16 protein-coding genes are annotated in these 19,098 nt (G+C 42.7%); all 16 read left to right on the top strand.

Annotated features, from left to right (window positions below):
- Nucleotides 1-338 precede the first annotated feature (338 nt).
- The 16 genes from BLS24_RS10965 (at nt 339) to BLS24_RS10890 (ending at nt 19,090) form a co-directional block, all read left to right on the top strand.
- Nucleotides 339-1,556, top strand: a complete 1,218-nt coding sequence (locus BLS24_RS10965) for a DUF6077 domain-containing protein (RefSeq protein WP_330388258.1) — start codon at nt 339-341, stop codon at nt 1,554-1,556.
- Between the two features lie 61 nt (nt 1,557-1,617).
- Nucleotides 1,618-2,409 carry a hypothetical protein gene (locus BLS24_RS10960; RefSeq protein ID WP_091758992.1) on the top strand — a complete coding sequence of 264 codons (792 nt, stop codon included), beginning with the start codon at nt 1,618-1,620 and terminating at the stop codon, nt 2,407-2,409.
- Nucleotides 2,410-2,435: 26 nt separating this feature from the next.
- The gene (locus BLS24_RS10955; RefSeq protein ID WP_091758990.1) at nt 2,436-3,278 is read left to right on the top strand and encodes a LicD family protein; all 843 of its coding nucleotides are present in this window, start codon (nt 2,436-2,438) and stop codon (nt 3,276-3,278) included.
- A 66-nt stretch (nt 3,279-3,344) separates the two neighbouring features.
- Nucleotides 3,345-4,058 carry an IspD/TarI family cytidylyltransferase gene (locus tag BLS24_RS10950; RefSeq protein WP_091758988.1) on the top strand — a complete coding sequence of 238 codons (714 nt, stop codon included), beginning with the start codon at nt 3,345-3,347 and terminating at the stop codon, nt 4,056-4,058.
- A gap of 101 nt (nt 4,059-4,159) precedes the next feature.
- Nucleotides 4,160-5,536 carry an MBOAT family O-acyltransferase gene (locus BLS24_RS10945; protein WP_176764419.1) on the top strand — a complete coding sequence of 459 codons (1,377 nt, stop codon included), beginning with the start codon at nt 4,160-4,162 and terminating at the stop codon, nt 5,534-5,536.
- A 53-nt stretch (nt 5,537-5,589) separates the two neighbouring features.
- Complete coding sequence (locus BLS24_RS10940; protein WP_091758983.1) at nt 5,590-6,687, top strand: hypothetical protein; 1,098 nt, start codon at nt 5,590-5,592, stop codon at nt 6,685-6,687.
- A gap of 15 nt (nt 6,688-6,702) precedes the next feature.
- A complete protein-coding gene (locus BLS24_RS10935; RefSeq protein ID WP_091758981.1) occupies nt 6,703-7,674 on the top strand; it encodes an SGNH/GDSL hydrolase family protein in 972 nt (323 codons plus the stop codon).
- A 5-nt stretch (nt 7,675-7,679) separates the two neighbouring features.
- On the top strand, nt 7,680-8,063 hold the full coding sequence (locus BLS24_RS10930) for a transporter (protein WP_091758980.1): 384 nt from the start codon (nt 7,680-7,682) through the stop codon (nt 8,061-8,063).
- On the top strand, nt 8,060-8,404 hold the full coding sequence (locus BLS24_RS10925) for a DMT family transporter (RefSeq protein WP_071175327.1): 345 nt from the start codon (nt 8,060-8,062) through the stop codon (nt 8,402-8,404). Before BLS24_RS10930 ends, BLS24_RS10925 begins: the two co-directional genes overlap by 4 nt.
- A 3-nt stretch (nt 8,405-8,407) precedes the next feature.
- Nucleotides 8,408-9,931 carry a hypothetical protein gene (locus BLS24_RS10920; protein ID WP_091758978.1) on the top strand — a complete coding sequence of 508 codons (1,524 nt, stop codon included), beginning with the start codon at nt 8,408-8,410 and terminating at the stop codon, nt 9,929-9,931.
- A gap of 12 nt (nt 9,932-9,943) precedes the next feature.
- Nucleotides 9,944-11,449: a hypothetical protein gene (locus BLS24_RS10915; RefSeq protein ID WP_091758976.1), complete on the top strand. Its 1,506-nt coding sequence runs from the start codon at nt 9,944-9,946 to the stop codon at nt 11,447-11,449.
- A gap of 129 nt (nt 11,450-11,578) precedes the next feature.
- The gene (locus tag BLS24_RS10910) at nt 11,579-15,094 is read left to right on the top strand and encodes a GH25 family lysozyme (protein WP_091758974.1); all 3,516 of its coding nucleotides are present in this window, start codon (nt 11,579-11,581) and stop codon (nt 15,092-15,094) included.
- A 21-nt stretch (nt 15,095-15,115) separates the two neighbouring features.
- A complete protein-coding gene (locus BLS24_RS10905; protein WP_143015170.1) occupies nt 15,116-16,567 on the top strand; it encodes a hypothetical protein in 1,452 nt (483 codons plus the stop codon).
- Between the two features lie 32 nt (nt 16,568-16,599).
- On the top strand, nt 16,600-17,685 hold the full coding sequence (rfbB, locus tag BLS24_RS10900; protein WP_091758970.1) for a dTDP-glucose 4,6-dehydratase: 1,086 nt from the start codon (nt 16,600-16,602) through the stop codon (nt 17,683-17,685).
- A 21-nt stretch (nt 17,686-17,706) separates the two neighbouring features.
- A complete protein-coding gene (rfbA, locus tag BLS24_RS10895; RefSeq protein ID WP_091758968.1) occupies nt 17,707-18,576 on the top strand; it encodes a glucose-1-phosphate thymidylyltransferase RfbA in 870 nt (289 codons plus the stop codon).
- Between the two features lie 34 nt (nt 18,577-18,610).
- Nucleotides 18,611-19,090: a hypothetical protein gene (locus BLS24_RS10890; RefSeq protein ID WP_091758966.1), complete on the top strand. Its 480-nt coding sequence runs from the start codon at nt 18,611-18,613 to the stop codon at nt 19,088-19,090.
- Nucleotides 19,091-19,098: the final 8 nt, after the last annotated feature.

The raw sequence follows: 19,098 nt of genomic DNA, 5'->3' as shown, positions 1-19,098 counted from the left end.
CCATTTTACCTGCATTTGAGGGAAAATAAGATTTGCAGGTAAGGATTTTGAGCAAATTTAGGCTAAGGGTAGAGGAAGGTTACCTGCATCCGGGAAAAAATAAAACTTGCAGGTAAAGATTTTCTAGCAAGTTAGGGTATAGAGTTGCGGAGAGTTACCTGCAACCGGGGAGAAAATAAATTTGCAGGTAAAGATTTCAAGCAAATTTATGTTAAGGCATGCGGGGAGTTACCTGCATCCGGGGAAAAATAAGACTTGCAGGTAAAGATTTTCTAGCAAATTAAAGCTAAGATAATCGAGAGACGGAGGAACTACACTTGTCACAGAGCATATTTGGAGTGGTGAGCTTGATATTTTGGTTACTGATTGCACCACTTATGATAGGAATTACGTTCAACTTCATATTGCCAAAGGAAAAGAAGAGACTGGGCATAACGTTCCTTCTGGGCTTCCTGATCTACGTTGCAGGCTTCGAAATTATTGCGATACCTTGCATGACCAAGATCATGTACAATGCGTTCAGTTACTGCGTGAAGTATTATGTGATCTTGGCGTGGGTACTGATGATTCCGGGAATAATAAAGACGGCGTTGGCGGTATTCAAGGACAAGGATTTGAGCAAGCTTTTTTACTTAAAGAAAGCAGATGCAAAGAACAACAGAACTAGTACAGCTTCTAGCATCACAGGCAGTGATGAACTTGAAATTGCAGATCCAGACGTTGCCAAGAAGCACAAGATAGAGACCTACATTTACTGGGGAATTTTCTTTGCTCTCCTTGCGTTCCAGATGGTGATGGCGATTCTAATGGCAAGCTTTGACGGGGATGACGCGTACTATGTTGTTGAGTCACTTCTTGCGCAGCAGGCGGATGTTATGAACACTATCTTGCCATACACAGGAATTTCTACATCCCTTGATATCAGGCATGCGTTGGCAGTGATCACTATGTGGATCGCATTTATTGCTAAGGTTTCAGGCATACATGCCACGATTATGTCACACACGGTTATTCCGCTGATCGTGATACCACTCGTTTATCTTGTTTACGTGGAAATCGGCAAGAGCTTATTTAGAAAGAAGCAGGAGTTTGTGCCTGTATTCATGATAATCGTGAGTTTCCTAATGATGTTCGGAAACGTGTCGATCCACACACCTGCAACATTCTTTCTTATGAGAACATGGCAGGGCAAGGCTATAGTATGCAACCTGGTATTTCCTCTTATTTTCTGGATTTTCCTGGAAATGATGGAAAAGAAAGAAGAAAAGGCTGAAAGTACTGGTGTAGAACAGACTACAGAGAAAGTGGCAGCAAAAGCGGGAATCAGGCAGAAAATATCTACAGCTTCCTACGGCTGGATCATGCTGATATTTGTAAACATGCTATCTGGTATGTGCACAGCCATGGGCGTGATATTTGCAACTGGACTTATTGGGCTCTTGACACTGATACTTCTTTTTATCAAAAAAGACTGGAAAGTCCTGATAGGAGCATTTATCTGCGTGATACCAAATTTTGTTTATCTGGCGCTGTACCTGTCAATCTGGAGCAGTTGACCAAATGAAGAAAACAACAGTTTAAAAATTAGAAACATGACATAGATTACGGAGCATTCGTATGTACGGAATATTTATGGAATGCTGGGTCGATCTTAAGCTATATGGCGGGAATGGAGTGCTGCTGGCACTTCTGATCATCTCTTCCATATATCTCATCACCTCAGAAAAAGACCTAAAAAAGAAAATATTGTTTGGAATCTTGCCGCTGGTGATCCTAGTAGGATTCCTGGTTCCATTTACCAAGATTGCCTATGTGGCGGCTTTTGACGATGGTAAGGATACTTACTACCGCATTATGTGGCTGATCCCAACCTATGTGACTATTGGTTATGCCGCAACTAGAGCACTTTCTCGTGTGAAAAGAGATACTGTAAGGAGATGCCTTCTTCCGGTGATGCTGGTCATTATCGCAGTCACAGGCTCTTTTGTCTACACAAATCAGTATATGCAAAGAGCTGAGAACGCCTACCATATTCCACAGAACGTCATCGATATTGTGGACGAGATCGCACCAGCAGAGGGGGAACCTAGGGTACGCGCTGCATTCCCATCAGAGCTTGTGCACTTTGTAAGGCAGTACAACACTAATATCCTGATGCCATTTGGCCGCGAGATGGTGGTAACTCAGTGGGATTACTACAACGCAGTTTATGAGGTTATGGAAAAGCCTGAAGTTATCGACGCTAAGGCATTGGTGGAAGCCACAAGGCAGACCAAGTGCACATACATCGTGATGCCAGACAATAGGACAATCAAGGGAAGTCTTACAGATGAAGGACTCGTGATCAGAGCCAACATCGAGGGCTACACAATCTACGAAGACCCACAGGTTGAGGCTTTTAACGGATAAAAAGTTTTACGAAAGAAGTAGTTTTTATGGAAAAAGAAGTACAAGATTATTTAGACAGAGTGCATGAATCTGATTTTGCTATGCTTTGCGAAGTAGATAGGATCTGCAAGAAGCACGGCATTCAGTATTTTTTACATGGAGGCACATTCCTTGGGGCTGTAAGGCACCAGGACTTTATTCCATGGGATGATGACGTTGACATCCTGTTTTTGAGAAAAGACTATGAGAGGTTCCTTGAGGTCTTTGAATCAGAGGCAGATAAGAGATTTAAGCTCCTTAGATTTGAGAAGTACCCACAGTTCTTTGATTTTATCACTAAGATTGCGGATCAGAACCTTACATACGAGGGCACAAGCTTTGGTGCAGAGGACTTTTACGAGAACAGATACTCTCACCCAACGCTGGACCTCTTTGTATTTGATATCGAGGCTGGGCACCACAAGTGGCAGCTTACAAGGATGAAATTCCTCTATGCCCTTGCCATGGGTCACAGACCATACATTGATTACAGCAAGTTTGACGGCGCTATGAAGACTGTAGCCAAGGTTCTTGCTGGAATCGGACGCGTGATTCCATTTAAGGTAATCGCAAGACAGTACATTAAACTTCAGACTCTTGGCGGACTTGCGGAAGTTCACGGGGAAAAGAAGACTCTTTTCATATCAAATGAGCAGCCAGATCCAAGGTATTGGGGCCTTGATTTTGGACCAGAGCATTTGATCGATGGACCAGACACAGGAATTATCAGGGGAAAAGAGTTCCCTATTCCGAAGCTCCACGACAAGTGGCTTACAAAGACTTACGGCAACTTCATGGCACTTCCTCCAGAGGACAAGAGAGTGCCAATGCACGTAAATATAATCAAGTAAAAAGCATGTATCAGTAATTTACATGTAGAAGTAATAGTAGTTTAGAGGTTTAGAAGGAGTTAAGTTATGAAAACAATCGCACTTATTATCGCAGGTGGAACTGGTGCCAGAATGCATCAGGATATCCCAAAGCAGTTTTTAACAGTAAATGAAAAGCCAGTAATCGTCTATACTCTTGAGGCGTTCCAGAATCATCCAGAGATAGACTCTATCGCTGTTGTTTGCGTTGAGGGCTGGGAGCAGATGCTCTCTGCTTACGCAAGACAGTTCAATATTACAAAGCTGAAACACATCGTACCTGGCGGAGAGAACGGCCAGGGCTCTATCAGAAATGGTGTATACGAGCTTGAGAAGTCTTTTGACAAGGACGATATCGTGCTGATCCACGACGCCATCAGACCTATGGTGTCAGCCGAGATCATCTCTGATTGCATCATGAAGACCAAGCAGTACGGCAATGCCATCACAGCAATCCCTTGCGCTGAGGCTATGCTCACGACTGAGGATGGTGCAAGCTCGGAGGAGACCTACTCAAGAGACAAACTCAAGAGAACTCAGACTCCACAGGGCTTTAAGCTCGGCGAGATCTGCGAACTCCACAGAGAGGCCCTCAAGAAGGGCATTACAGGATCAGTTGCTTCCTGCACACTGATGATCGAAATGGGTAAAAAAGTCTTCTTTTCCGAAGGCTCTGAAAAGAACATAAAGCTTACAACTGTTGATGATATCGATATTTTTAAGGCACTTCTGATCAGCAAGAGAAGTGAGTGGCTCAAATAACAATGCTTTTTAATTCTTACAGTTTTATGCTGGCGTTTTTGCCAGTGTTCATAACTATATACTACCTCATTAAGAGGTTTTTTAGAGATGATGAGAAACTAATGAAACTGCTGCAGGGCTGGACCGTGGCAGGTTCGTTAGTTTTTTATGCATTTTTCGGCTACCAGAATGCGGTAGTCTTTGCAATCAGCATCCTGTGGAACATCAATGTGATCAATGTCATGAGGATAAACAAGGTAAAGGCTGCCAAAAATGTGGATAAAGACGCCGAGAAAAGGCCAGGCAGTGGAAAAGTCTGGCTCTTTGCAGGTATTCTTGTGAATGTTGCTCTGCTCCTGTTCTTTAAGTTCAGCGGCACATTTTTCCCTGTGGCTATCAGTTTCTACACCTTCAACCAGATCTCATACCTTGTGGATTACTACCGCGGGGATATTGATGAATTTAGGCCCCTTGAGTATCTGACCTACATCATGTTTTTCCCTAAGCTTTTACAGGGTCCACTCATGGGTTATGGTGATTTCGTAAAAGAGCTGAAAAACTCCGCAAAGGCTAAATTTGATTACGAAACTATTCTTAGAGCCCTTCTTCTCATATCTCTTGGTATGTTCAAGAAGGTGGTCCTTGCAGATACGATTGGAACTGCAGTTAATTACGGTTATGAGAACCTTGCTTTACTTGGAAGCTTGGAGGCAATCCTTACAGCGGTATTTTACTCATTCCAGCTGTACTTTGACTTTAGTGGATATTGCGACGTGGCAGCAGGAATCTGTATGATGATGGGATTTGACCTGTGCCTTAACTTTGATTCACCTTACAAGGCTGTGAACATCATAGATTTCTGGAAGAGATGGCATATCACCCTTACAAAGTTCTTTACCAAGTATGTGTACATTCCACTTGGAGGTAACAGAAAGGGAGAAGTTAGGACCTATGTGAACTTCATGATCATCTTCCTTCTGAGCGGTCTATGGCATGGAAGCGGATGGACATTTATCGTTTGGGGAGCTATGCATGGGATTCTGTATGTGATCACAAGACTGGTGCAGAAGAAAATCCCACCAAAGGATGAAAATATCTTTATCAGAGGTATCAAGGTGATTCTTACTTTCGCCTACGTCACTGCAGCTTGGGTATTCTTTAGGGCAGAGACCCTCTCGGATGCGATACTTCTTTTTACAAGAATGTTCACAGGCGGCAAGAAGCCTATAGCTATAAGCATGGCAGCAAGCTTCCAGCTGGACGAACTGTGGTACATCATAAAGGTCACACCTATCATGAAGCTTAGCTTTGCATGGGATATCTGTCTGTGGATGTTCCTGATTGGCAGCGCAGTAGTGATCTTTTTTGGCAAGAACGCCATAACTTATGCAAAAGAGTGCAAGATAAGCCTTAAGACAACTCTTTTAACAATACTGCTACTTGCGTGGACAATCGTGAGCTTTGCGGGAGTTAGCACCTTCCTGTATATGAACTTCTGATGGGGAAATTGTGGACAAGCATCTGAGATTCAAAGAGATTTGTGGATAGAGATATGAAAGAAAACAAAATGGAAAAGAAAAATAGCAGGTTTAGGAATCTGTTCATACTGATAATTGCTGCTATGCTGGCGATCTTTGTGATGTTTGCAGGCATCATTATATATGTGGATCCATTTTTCCACTACCATGCGCCAATTGCAGGTTTTCCCTATGTGGTGGACAATCAGCTGAGCCAGAATCCAGGCATGGCCAAGAATATGTGCTACGAAGGCTGCATCATCGGATCTTCTATGACAGTAAACTTTGATACTGATGATTTCATGGAGATCCTGGAGACCCCAACTGTTAAGCTTAGCTACAGCGGTGCTTATCCAAAGGATGACTACAATATCCTTTCTATCGTTTTTGATGACAGCACCTACGCTAGGCAGAATAGCCAGATAAAAAAAGTCTTTTTTGCCATGGATATCCCAACCATGACGGCAGACATAGAGACCACCAAGTATCCGCTTCCTGAGTACCTCTACGACAGGAGTTATATAAATGATGTACAGTATGTTCTCAATAAAGACGTGCTCTTTCAGTACATTATGCGTCCTGTGGTTCAGGGAAAAGGCTCGGACCTTTCAGAGATCTACTTTAGCTGGTGGACACCTGATTACTACAACATTCAGTGGGTTATGCACACCTACGAAGAGCCTGGGAAGGTAGAAAAAGAGGCGGCGGCAGATGAGCTGATTCCTCAAACTGAGGAAAATCTCAAGGTGAACATCCTTCCTTTCGTGGAGGAGCATCCTGACACGGAGTTTTATTTCTTTTTCCCACCATATAGCATTCTCTACTGGCACAACGTAATGCAGGAGAATACTTTTGAGGCGACCTTCAAGCAGTATCAGTACGTAGCAGACAGACTCTTGTCTTACGACAACGTACATCTTTTCTATTTCCAGAATATGGAAGAGACCCTGGACCTCAACAACTATGCGGACTATTCACATTATAAGCCCGAAATTAATAGATTTATGGTAGAATGCTTTAAGGATGGAAGTTACGAAATTCATTCATCCGAAGAGATGGCAAAAGAGCTACAGAAAATGCGCCAGATGATTGGTGACTTCGACTATAACGAGCTCTTTTCCAAAGAATGGTAAAGGCGGTAATTAACTATGGATAACGAAGAAAAGTTTACTATACCAAAATGGGTTCATATTACAGCACTTTCAGTGATAGGATTGGTTCTTATCTTTTCAATCTACAAGCTTGTCAGATGGAACATGGGAACAGCCAAGACTGAGGGCGTTACAGGAGAGAGCTACGAGGTTGAAGTTCTTGACCAGATCTTCCTTCTTCCAGATGAAAAGAAGGCTGGACATGAGGATGACGGCGTTGAGACAATTCTTTTCCTTGGTAATGACGCTATTACTTACGACGTTGGAGATACAGGTGTTGTTAAGCAGATTGGCTCAAAGCTTGAAGGCTCAAATGTAATAAATGCTGGCTTCCCTGGTTCAACAGTTGCTCTTAAGAACACAGATTACAGCGATGACTACGTTCTTGATGCATATAGCTTCTACAATGTTGCTAAGTGCATCGTAAATGAGGACTTCACACCACTTAAGGATAAGACTGGAAATTTTGAAGATAGTCAGTATATTTTGAGCTCAGAAGCCCTTGAAGAGACTGATTTTAGCAAGGTTGATACTCTTGTTATCTACTACAATGCGCAGGATTACTTGAACCTCAGAGTAGGTATGAATCCTGATAACGATGTAGACCCTATGACCTTTAGCGGAGCGCTCAAGGCTGGAATTCAAATGATCCAGGAGAAATACCCATACATCAGGATCGTATGCATGTCTTTCCCTATGTGCTATGCCTATGACAGCTCAGGAAGCCTTGTAAGCGGCGACAGATACGACTTTGGAAACGGCAAGCTCACAACATACCTTCAGTTCATGATCGATGTGTCTGGAGCAACCGGTGTTTCTTTTGTTGATAACTACTACGGAACAATCCATGAGGACAATAGCTCCACATGGCTTCTTGATAACATTCACGTGAACGCTGAATGTAACGCTCACATTGCAGAGCACTTCGTGAGCGCGATCTATCCTTCATACGGAAGCGAGGAGAAGTGATTTTAATGAAAAAGAAGATACGAGTTGTAGATCTTTTGCTCCTTCAGAGCGCGGTTGTGATCTACTCACTTTCAACAGTTGCGGCAAACCTTGCCTCCAAGCATGAGTTTTTGTCCTTCGAATATATTGCCTTTTTTGGCCTTGAGTTCGTAATTCTTGGAATTTACGCCATCGTTTGGCAGCAGATGATCAAGAAATTCCAGCTTTCAGTGGCTTATGCCAACAAGGCTCTGACCCTCATGTGGTCTATGCTCTGGAACTTCCTTATTTTCAGCCAGGGTATCACTCCATTTAAGGTTGTGGGCGTACTCCTGGTAGTGGCCGGAGTTATCGTTATGAATTCTGGCGCTATTTCAGAAAAAGAGCCTGAGAAGGAGGAAGAGAAATGATCAATATTTACTTCCTTCTGATGATCCTTGCTGAGATCATCGCATCTTCATCACAGATGCTCCTTAAGCTCAGCGCAACCAAGAAGTACCCTAACTTTATCAGAGAGTACTTAAACGCACTTGTTATCGGTGGTTACTGCCTCCTTGTGGTTTCAATGGCTATCTCGATTTTTTGCTATGACGGCCTTGGATACATGGGCGTAGTAGTAATGGAGCCTATTGGATACATTATCGTAATGTTCATGTCCAGAGTTTTCTTCAAAGAGAAGTTTACTCTTCGCAAATTTATAGGAATGGTGCTGATTCTTTCAGGTATAGTTGTATTCTACGCATTGGGATAAATTATGAAAAAAGATAAGTTAACCGAATATATAGCGGCGATACTACTTGCTGCTTCAATAGTGTCGCTGGTGTTTGTCTTTGCAAATGCCAATATAAGCCACTACACAGCCAGGATGGAGTCTGATATCGCATCAGAAACATTGCTGGCTACAGTGCTTTATGAGAATAATTTCATTCAGCCAGATTCTTGGTACGCTTCCACAGCCATCAGACTTATATCAACGCCTAACCTTGCAGCCTTTATCTATCCTCTTGTGGGGATGGACGCAAACCTTGCTATGGGTATTTCCTGTACGGTCATGATGGTAATCATGCTGGTTGTTATGGGGCTTTACTGCAAGCAGGCTAAGTTTTCTGTTCTGGCAGCTCTTTCATCTATCGCATTAGTCCTTGCATTTACCAAGCCTTCTGATGAGTGGCAGAGGATGATCTTTGTGTACGCATCCTACTACGTAAGCCATATCATCACGCTGTTTATAATCCTTATGCTCTACAACAGAGTAGTACGCAAGCAGAAGGTTGAGATATGGGTATTTGTAGTATCCATCTTGGTTGCTGCGGTGAACGGTCTTCAGGGTATGCACGGGTGCCTCTTTACCTACCTTCCACTACTTGGCCTTGAACTTGTCAAAAGAGCTATCTTAAGAATTCAAAATAAGAAGCTTGATAGAGGTATTATCTTTACCTGGACTATGCTCATGACTGCGGCTTCTGTTATAGCTTCCAAGCTCACAGCATCTAATAACATAGGTGCCAGCAGGAACATCAGAAACGCCTTCCCAAAATTCAGGGATGAGGTGTGGCCTAGCGTTATGGAGATGTTTGGACTTGATAATTACGGCCCACTTAGAATCGTGATCCTATTTGCGGCTGTTGTTGGATATATTTTGGCACTCAAAAAACTCTTTGGTAGAGATAAGGAAGAGCCAGAAAGCTATTCAGTGCTTCTTTTCCCTGCTGGATTTGTGGTATGCCTCATGCTCACTACATTTACAACAGTTGAAGTTGCAGGCAGATATTTCCTGATGCTGTTATTTACCGTAGCTGTTGGAGATGCCCTCTTTATCATGAATGTTAAAAGTGACAGCGTTAAGGCCTTTACTTTCTTTATTGCTATATTTGGACTACTTCAGGCGGCAATGTTTAATGATGCCCTGGTGATCCATGACGATGCTGCAAATGTTGACAACTACAAGGTTGCAGCCTGGATGAATGAAAAGAACTATGAATATGGCTATAGCTCTTTTGACCACGCAAACTACATAACCGTTATGGGCAACAATACGGCGAAGGTCAGAGCGGTCAACAACATGAAGGACATGAAGGGCTGCAAGTGGCTTACAGACACAAACTGGTATCCACCAGTTAAGTCATCTGATGGTCCTACCTGCTATATTGTGACAGACTATCTAAGCGGCGAGTTCTCTGAGTTTATGGAAAGAGAAAAGCCTACCGTCATAGAAACAGCTGAAATAGGCAAGTTTACGATCTACGTATTAGACCATGACTACACTATGTGGGAATGAGAGGAATATTAAATGAATAAAACAGTAACTAAAGTTTTGAATATTGTGCTGATCCTTGTGATGATCGCTGCTTTGGCGTCTTCACTTATCGGAACAGCCTTTACATATCCAAGTGAGGATGACTTTTCCTATGAGTCTGGCGGATCTGCTGGTGCTGCGGAGTTTGGGTCATCCTTAAAGGGTTCACTATACAAAACTTCAGTGATCTATCAAACAGAACAGGGCTGCTACACAGCTATGTTCCTGGATCATTTCATAAGACCATACTCAAGATTTGGACTTCCTGGTTTCCATGTAGCAATAATAGCTTATATGCTTCTTTTTATATTTGCTACCTGGGGAGTGTTCTCAGCACTTAGCAAGGGCAAAAAGACAGTTGCCTACGCAGCAATGGCGGCAGCGATGCTAAGTACCTTTACTATGACGGGTTCTGCTCAGGATACTAAGCTCTTTTACTGGTATACAGCAGTTGTTGGCTATACACTCATGTTCACTTTTTCTATGCTGGCTCTAAATTTCAGTATTCGTTCATTTCAGGAGACTGATAACAAGAAGGTGAATCTTTATCTAGCCCTTGGTGCTATCTTTGCATTCCTTGGTAGCGGCGGATCACTGGTCATCACATCTCCAACATGCTCATTTTTGTTGGCTGTTTTGATAGTTTGTTTTGATAAGGTAAAAGAAAAGGTGAAGCTCGTTATTCCTTTTGCTTTTGCGATGATCGGTGCATTAGTGAATGTTGCAGCTCCTGGTAACTATCAAAGAGGAGATGCCTACATAAATGATGGACATGTTACAGTGTTTGACGGACTTAGAGATGCGTTTTCATTTTGGATAAGCGAGATGAAGCATATCTTTGATCCATTGTTTATAGTGGTGATTCTTGCAGTTATCCTTATTGGATTCATCTATAAAGTTAAGATCCGTGAAAACGGTATCAGCAACGGGCTTATGGGAATCATATTTGCTGGAGTTCTCCTTGTTCAGTATTTTACAGTATTCCCTGCAGCTTACGGATACCACAGCAATATGCTAAGTTCTCACGTAACTTGCATGTATTACATCATCGCAAGATTCACATTTATCTTCCTTGGCTTGTGCATAAGTCAGTGGCTTAATGAGACAGTTGTGGATAAGCTTACTGGAAAAGTGAGTCTTGGTGGAAAAGTAGATGCTGAGCATGCTGTAAAATACGCTCTTGGGGCTTTGACTGCTTTGGCACTTTTGCTTGTTCTTGTTTTACCTTCTGCTCACGCAATTGCGAAGGATAGTTTTACAGCTAGAACTTTTAGGGATTTTAAGAACGGAAGATTTGCTGATGTATACCGCATCAGAGAGTATGAGCTTACAACCTTTGAGCTTGCAGAGGAGGGTACAGACTGCATCATCTATATTCCTTGGGATGTGGAGTGCGAGTCTCTTCCAGGACTAGGCATTGGCTCAGATTCAGAGTGGTTCACCAATGTGAGCGCCGCTCACCTGTTCAATCTTCATACCACAACGGTATTGATGCCTTGATTTTTGCCCATTGTTGACAATGATGGTAAAATGTACCTCAGATGTAGTGTGACATGTTTGGGGCATGACTACATTTGGATATGATAAATTAGAGAGTTTTTTAAGTTTTTTGATTTTTGGGAGATAAGTATGAAAAGAAGTACAAAGAAGGGCTTGGGGCTCTTTGGAAAGAAATCACGCACCAAGAGACATGACGAGAGAATTGATTTCGACGAGCAGTACGATCAGTACGAGGACGATTACGAAGATTACGATCCTGAGTACGATGATGATTACGACCGCCAGTACGATGATGACGATTACGACAGAGATGATGATCGTGAGTATGAGGATGACTACGACGATTATGATCGCAGGGATGATCGCGATTATGAAGATGAAGACTACGATAGAGACGACCGCGACTATGAAGATGATCGTTATGACGAGGATGATTACGCTCGCGATGATGATCGTGACTACGAAGACGATTATGACAGAGATGAAGATCGTTACGAAGACGAAGAGGACGATGATCGCTACGAAGATGATGTAGACGACCGCGAGTACAACGGAATTCCTGACGACGAGTATGACCGTGAGTACGAAGACGAGTACTACGAGGATGAGGAAGACTACGATCGCGAAGATGATCGTTATGAAGATGATGACTACGATAGAGATGACCGCGGCTATGACGATGATGATCGTTATGATGATGAGTATGACCGTGACTACGATGATCGCTACGAAGACGACTATGACCGTTATGACGATGACGAAGATGATTACGCTCCAGATAGAGGCCGCAGAGATAGAGGCGGCAGAAGAAATCGCTCTAGAGACCGCAGAGAGTCTGGCGCAGCAATCTTCTTTGCAGCTGCTTTTGAAAAGATAAAGAATACATCTGCAGTTGAAAGAATTGCGGCAGCAGTATTTCTTTTCCTCATTGCTGGTGCAGTAGCTACTGGCATATTCTACAAGACAGCCAGCACCAAAAATGAGCAGATCAGCTCTTTTGCTGATGTAGGAACAACTCTTAGCGAAGTTGAAGTTGTAGGCGAGAGCGGACTTCTTGCTATGGCTGATGCTGAGAAAGCTAAGGCTATGACAGCTCAGATGGTGGAGGAAGAGGAAGAAGAGGAAGAGATTGCTGATGACGCTAAGGGCGTAACAGTTCAGATGACTCTTACATCTATCAAGAGCGACCTTAAGATCAAGTTCATCAACTCAGAGACCAAGAAGCTTGTTGGAAATGTTCATTTCGAAGTTTCTGTAAAGTGCCCAGACGGAAGCACTGTAACTTTTGATGATCATGATAAGGACGGTATCATTTACAAGAAGGATATCAAAGCCGGTAAGTACACAGTTACTCCAATGGCTCTTTCTGATGAGTATTCAACATACACACTTGATACATCAAGTAAGACAATCACTGTAAAAGACACAGTTGAGATGAAGGCAGTCGATGTCAGCAACGAGGTTAAGAAGGAATCTCAGGTCAACGCTGCCAAGGAAGATACTCAGGTTAAGACTGAGGTCGAGTCTCAGCTTAAGGATACAGTTGAGTGGGTTGAGAGTACAAAGACTCCTGTGGGCGAGTCTTCAGATGGCGAGTACAGCTACGAGGAGATCAACAAAGACAGCATCACTCCTCCAGGAACTACAGCTAAGTTAACAGCTGGAAGCTTCATGAGAATGGCTGGTGCTAGAAATCCTGGCGATTCATCTTCTCTTACAAGCAACGATGATGCAGCTTCAAATAAGAGCTCAAAAGAGAGCTCCGAAGGTGGAAATGGCACAGGCGGAAGCGGCGAAGGTGGCGGAAGTACCGACACCCCTGGAGAAGGCGGCGGAAGCACAACTCCTAAGGAAAAGGTGGATATTGAAGCTAGCATTACTTCAGCTGATCTTACAGTTGGACAGGAAGCAACTATATCTATATCAAAGGGTCCATCTAATCCTGATATCACTTCAGATAACTCAAGCGTAGCTACTGTATCAGGAAAAACAGTAAAGGCTGTTGGCTCTGGTAAAGCAAAGATTACAATTAAAGGTAATGACGATTATAAAGAAAAGTCATTTGAAGTAAATGTTAAAGAAGAGCCTAACAAGGATATGACTGTTGAGGTTACTCCTAATAACATAAAAGTAGGCGAGAAGGCAACAGTTAAGATTACAGGACCTTCAAACCCAACAGTTACACAGTCTGGCGGAGATGGACAGGTCAAGATAACTGGAACAACAGTAGAAGGAACTAAGAAGGGATCAGTAACTCTTAAGGTAACTGCTGACAAATATAATGCAAGAGAAGTAACTCTTACAGTAGACGATCCTGCAAAGAAGAACTTCGAAACTTCAGCAAAGGAGATTACTGTTAAGGAAAAAGAGACTGTAGATATTGCATCAGCTCTTTCTCTTAAGAATGCACCATCAGATATTAAGTACACATCATCTGATGCAAATATTGCTAAGGTTGAAGACAATAAGAAGGTAACTGGTGTTGCTGCTGGTAAGAGCACAACAATCACACTTACAGCTAATGGATATAATGATTATCCTGTAACAGTTAAGGTCGTAGGCAAAGATACAGTTCCTGTATCCTTCACAAAGGCAACTCTTGTTGAAGGCCAGAACCTTAAGATCACAGCAAATAATAACGTAAAGATCGCGAAGGTTGTTTCAAGTGATACTAACAAAGTAACAGTTAATGGAGACACAATTACTGGTAAGGCAGCAGGTGATGTAACTCTTACAGTTTCTGCTGATAATTACACAGATGCCAAGATCGAAGTAAAGGTAGTTGGCAAGGGAACAGTCCTTAAGGATAAGAGCGGAAACACTGTTTATGTTAAGGATGGCGATAAGTACAGAGAAGCTACTTATCAGGATTACTACGACGGAAACAAGAAGTTCTATCTCAGAAAAGCCGCTACAGCTTATAAGTACACAGGTTGGCAGACAATCGATGGCAAGACTTATTTCTATGACAAGAACGGTGATAGAGTTAAGGGCGAACAGGTAATCCAGGGTGCTAAGTACACATTTGATGGCGACGGTGCACTTGTTAAGTCACCTGGTGCAATGGGTATCGATGTCAGCAAGTGGAACGGAAACATTGACTGGAACGCAGTTAAGAATTCTGGTGTTAACTTTGTTATCATCAGATGTGGATATAGAGGATCATCTCAAGGAACACTTATCGAGGATCCTAAGTTCAGAGCAAACATTAAGGGCGCTCAGGCAGCAGGACTTAGAGTAGGCGTATACTTCTTTACCCAGGCGGTAAATGAGGTTGAGGCTGTCGAAGAAGCTTCAATGGTCATCAGCCTTTGCAAGGGATATAGCCTTTCATTCCCTGTATACCTTGACGTTGAAGGAAGTAATGGCCGTGGTGACAAGATCAGTGCTGACCAGAGAACAGCTAACATCAAAGCGTTCTGCGGAACTATCAAGAATGCTGGTTACCAGGTTGGTGTTTATGCCAACAAGACTTGGTTCACAAGCAAGATCAACACTTCACAGATCACAGGTTACAAGATCTGGCTTGCACAGTACGCTTCACAGGTTACATATACTGGTTCAAGATATGACATGTGGCAGTACACTTCAAAGGGTAAAGTAACAGGTATCTCAGGAAATGTTGACATGAATATCTGCTACTAAGCTTTGTTAGAAAGATATTAGATGGACAAGAAACGTTTTAAGATCATTTCAATAATAATACCGTTTGTGTTCTACATAGGTATGGCGATCATCGATGGAACGGTGTGGTGCGTGGATTCCGCGAGCTACACCTCCATGGATTTCTCCAGAGAGCCGGTTTATCCGCTGTTTCTCTTAGGGATTAGAAAGCTCTTTGAACTTTTTGATTTTGCTGGAACTATGTATGGACAGCCTTCTTATCTGTTCTGCGTTGTGATCATTCAGAGCCTTTTGTGGGTTTACACTGCAGCAAGGCTTGGAATCTACATGTATGACTACACGCTGGAGCAAAGGTACTCAATGCAAAGAGCAACGATCATTGGCTTTATGGGGCTCTTTTCCCAGATGGCAGTTGCAATCCTCAACAGATTCATTGCTAACAGAGGCTCCATGTACTCTGAATGTATCATGACTGAAGCTCTTGCAATGCCACTGTTTGTGCTGTTTAGCATTAGACTCTTTGAACTTTTCCGAAACTACTCAGCAATGAACATGATAGCAGTATTTCTTTTAAGTGTTCTGATATCAAGCGTCAGGAAGCAGATGCTCATTACGATCCTAGTCATGGGCGCCGTATCACTGATCATTCATCTCATTGTGAAAAGAACTAGAGACCCCAGAAGGTTCCTCTCTATAGTCATCATGGGAATCCTGGCGGTCATCAGTATTGGTGTCATCGATAGAAGCTACAATCTCGTTGTAAGAGGCAAGTTTGCAGAGCACGTAGGTAACAGCAAGGGAGCTCTTTGTACAGTTCTTTATACTGCAGATGCTGAGGACGTCCAGCTTTTTGACAAGTATGAGACTTCGGAGAAATTCCCTGAGCTTGGGAGTTTGTATACCCGCATCTATGATGAGTGCGTGGCAAAAGAGCTGACGATAACCTATGCTCCTTCTCAGACCTTCGATGCTACCTGGCTTGAAATGACAAGTCACTACGCAGATGGCTATGACATAATCGGTTTTGATATCGTGATCCCATACTGCCAGCAGTATGTGTCCGAGAAATTTCCTGAGCTTTCAGGTCCTGACTTTGACATCAAGGAAAATGAAGTTGAAGCGGTTCTTGCAAAAGAGCTTCTTTTAAAGGATATAAAGGGCATCTTTACCGGAAAGTCACCTGAGTTTTTGTATGTGCTAGTAGCAAATGTGGCAAAGGCACTTGTGATCTCCGTGGCAAATAATCGCCCGGCAATCCTAGTTAAAATTTCTGTATTTATTTATCTCTTTTACCTGATTCTTTTTAGCGTAAGGTTGATAATGAAGAAGGATGAAAAGAACAGAAAACTGTGCCTATTTGCACTTATCGTATTCATGGGAATACTGATAAACTCTGTGGTTACAGGCTCTATGATATTCCCACAGCCGCGCTATATGTGCTATGGAATGGGACTCTTCTACTTGACGATTGGTTGTGGTATACTATACCAGTAAATTTTTCAAAAAATTAGAAATGAGGCAAAGAAATGAGAACTTATCTTGTAACTGGAGGAGCTGGTTTCATTGGTTCCAACTACATACACTATATGTTTAAGAAATATGATAACGAGATCAGGATCATCAACGTTGACGTGCTTACATATGCCGGCAACCTTGAGAATCTTAAGGATGTGGAGAACAGAGACAACTACACATTCATAAGAGCTGACATCTGCGATAGAGATGCCATCAACAAGATCTTTGAGGAAAATGATATCGACAGAGTAGTTCATTTTGCTGCAGAGAGCCACGTTGACAGATCAATCGTTAATCCAGAGGTCTTTGTACAGACTAACGTTCTTGGTACAGCTACAATGCTCAACGCTGCCAAGAAGGCATGGGAGCTTCCTGACGGAACATTCAAGGAAGGCAAGAAGTTCCTTCACGTTTCTACAGATGAAGTATATGGTTCACTTGATGATGATCCAAATGCTTTCTTCTATGAGACAACTCCATACTCACCACACAGCCCATATTCAGCAAGTAAGGCTAGCTCAGATATGCTTGTAAAGGCATATATGGATACTTACAAGTTCCCAGCTAACATTACTAACTGTTCAAATAACTATGGACCTTATCAGTTCCCAGAGAAGCTTATTCCACTTATCATCAACAACGCTCTTGCAAGTAAGGATCTTCCTGTATACGGTGATGGCAAGAACGTACGTGACTGGCTCTATGTAGAGGATCACGCTAAGGCTATCGATATGGTTCAGGAAAAGGGCCGCCTCTTCGAGACATATAACGTTGGTGGTCACAACGAGAAGCAGAACATCGAGATCGTTAAGACTATCATTGACATTTTAAGAGAAGAATTAGATGATTCTGACCCAAGAAAAGAACATTTAACATATGATCTCATCAAATATGTTGCCGACAGAAAAGGACATGATAGAAGATATGCTATCGCTCCTGATAAGATTAAGGCAGAAATTGGTTGGGAACCAGAAACAATGTTTAAAGAGGGAATCAGAAAAACTATTCACTGGTACTTCGAAAACGAAGCTTGGATGAAGAATGTTACAAGTGGAGATTATGAGAAGTATTACGAAAAGATGTATTCTAACAAATAATAGAACCCAAGGAGAAATAAAATGAAGGGTATAATTTTAGCTGGTGGTTCAGGCACCAGACTTTATCCACTTACTAGGGCTATGTCTAAGCAGATGATGCCTGTATATGATAAGCCAATGATCTACTATCCACTTTCAACTTTGATGCTTGCTGGTATCAGAGAAGTGCTTATCATTTCTACACCACGTGATCTTCCTATGTTTGAGGAACTCTTTGGTGATGGCTCACAGCTTGGAATGCACTTTGAATATGCTGTACAGGACCAGCCAAGAGGACTCGCTGATGCATTCATCATTGGCGCTAAGTTCATTGGTAGTGATTCTGTTGCCCTTGTTCTTGGAGACAATATCTTCTATGGACAGAGCTTTTCTAAGCTTCTTAGAGAAGTTGCATCCAGAGAAAAGGGAGCTACGATCTTTGGTTACTACGTAAGAGATCCTAGAGCTTACGGCGTTGTCGAGTTCGATGAGAACGGCAAGGCTATCAGTATCGAAGAGAAGCCTGAGCATCCAAAGTCTAACTATGCTGTACCTGGACTTTATTTCTATGACAATCAGGTTGTTGATATTGCTGCAAACGTTAAGCCTTCAGCAAGAGGCGAGATCGAGATCACAAGTATCAACAATGAATACTTAAACCGCGGCGAGCTTCGCGTAGAGACTATGGGCAGAGGCTTTGCTTGGCTTGATACAGGCAATCACGATTCTCTTCTTGATGCATCTGATTTCGTATGCGCATTCCAGAAGAGACAGGGTCTCTACATTTCATGTATTGAAGAGATTGCATATAAGCGCGGATTTATCGACAAGGAGCAGTTGCTCAAACTTGCCGAGCCACTTATGAAGACTGATTACGGTAAATACCTGGTTGAGGTCGCTAACGGGCTGTGAACACCTGGCGAGGTTTTGATAACGGGAGGAGAACGTGGATAAAAGAGTTTTCCGAATGGCAATACTTACCATCATAAGTGCCTTTATTTTGGTACTTGTCATTGTCTATGCTACTAATACCCAAAAGATCAATCAGCTCTTTGGATGGGGATCCAAGGAAGAAGAGGCCGACAACGCTGCATCTTACTATAGCGGCGAGGAGATTTACAGCCAGCAGATTGGTAGCAATCTTGACGGCTTTTTAAGTGACGAAGATTTTTTTGATGAGACAGAGAAGATACCTTCTGTTGTTGTAATCAAAAAAAGTTCAGGCTCTGCTGAAGAGAGCTCAGAAGCTTCAAGCCTTGGCAGTTCAGTTAGTGATGATGAACTTCCTGGAATGGCAGTTGTAGGCGAGCTTCAAAATCCTGAAGGATACGTTCCGGGAATGGGCGGCTCTTTTGACAGCAGTCTATATGAATACAATGGCGTTATGCCAACTGCGCCTATTGAGGGCACACCAGTTGGACAGTAATGCTATAG

The organism is Butyrivibrio sp. INlla18 (genome assembly GCF_900103635.1).
Lineage (GTDB): Bacteria > Bacillota > Clostridia > Lachnospirales > Lachnospiraceae > Butyrivibrio.
This window is presented reverse-complemented; position numbering and strand designations above follow the sequence as displayed.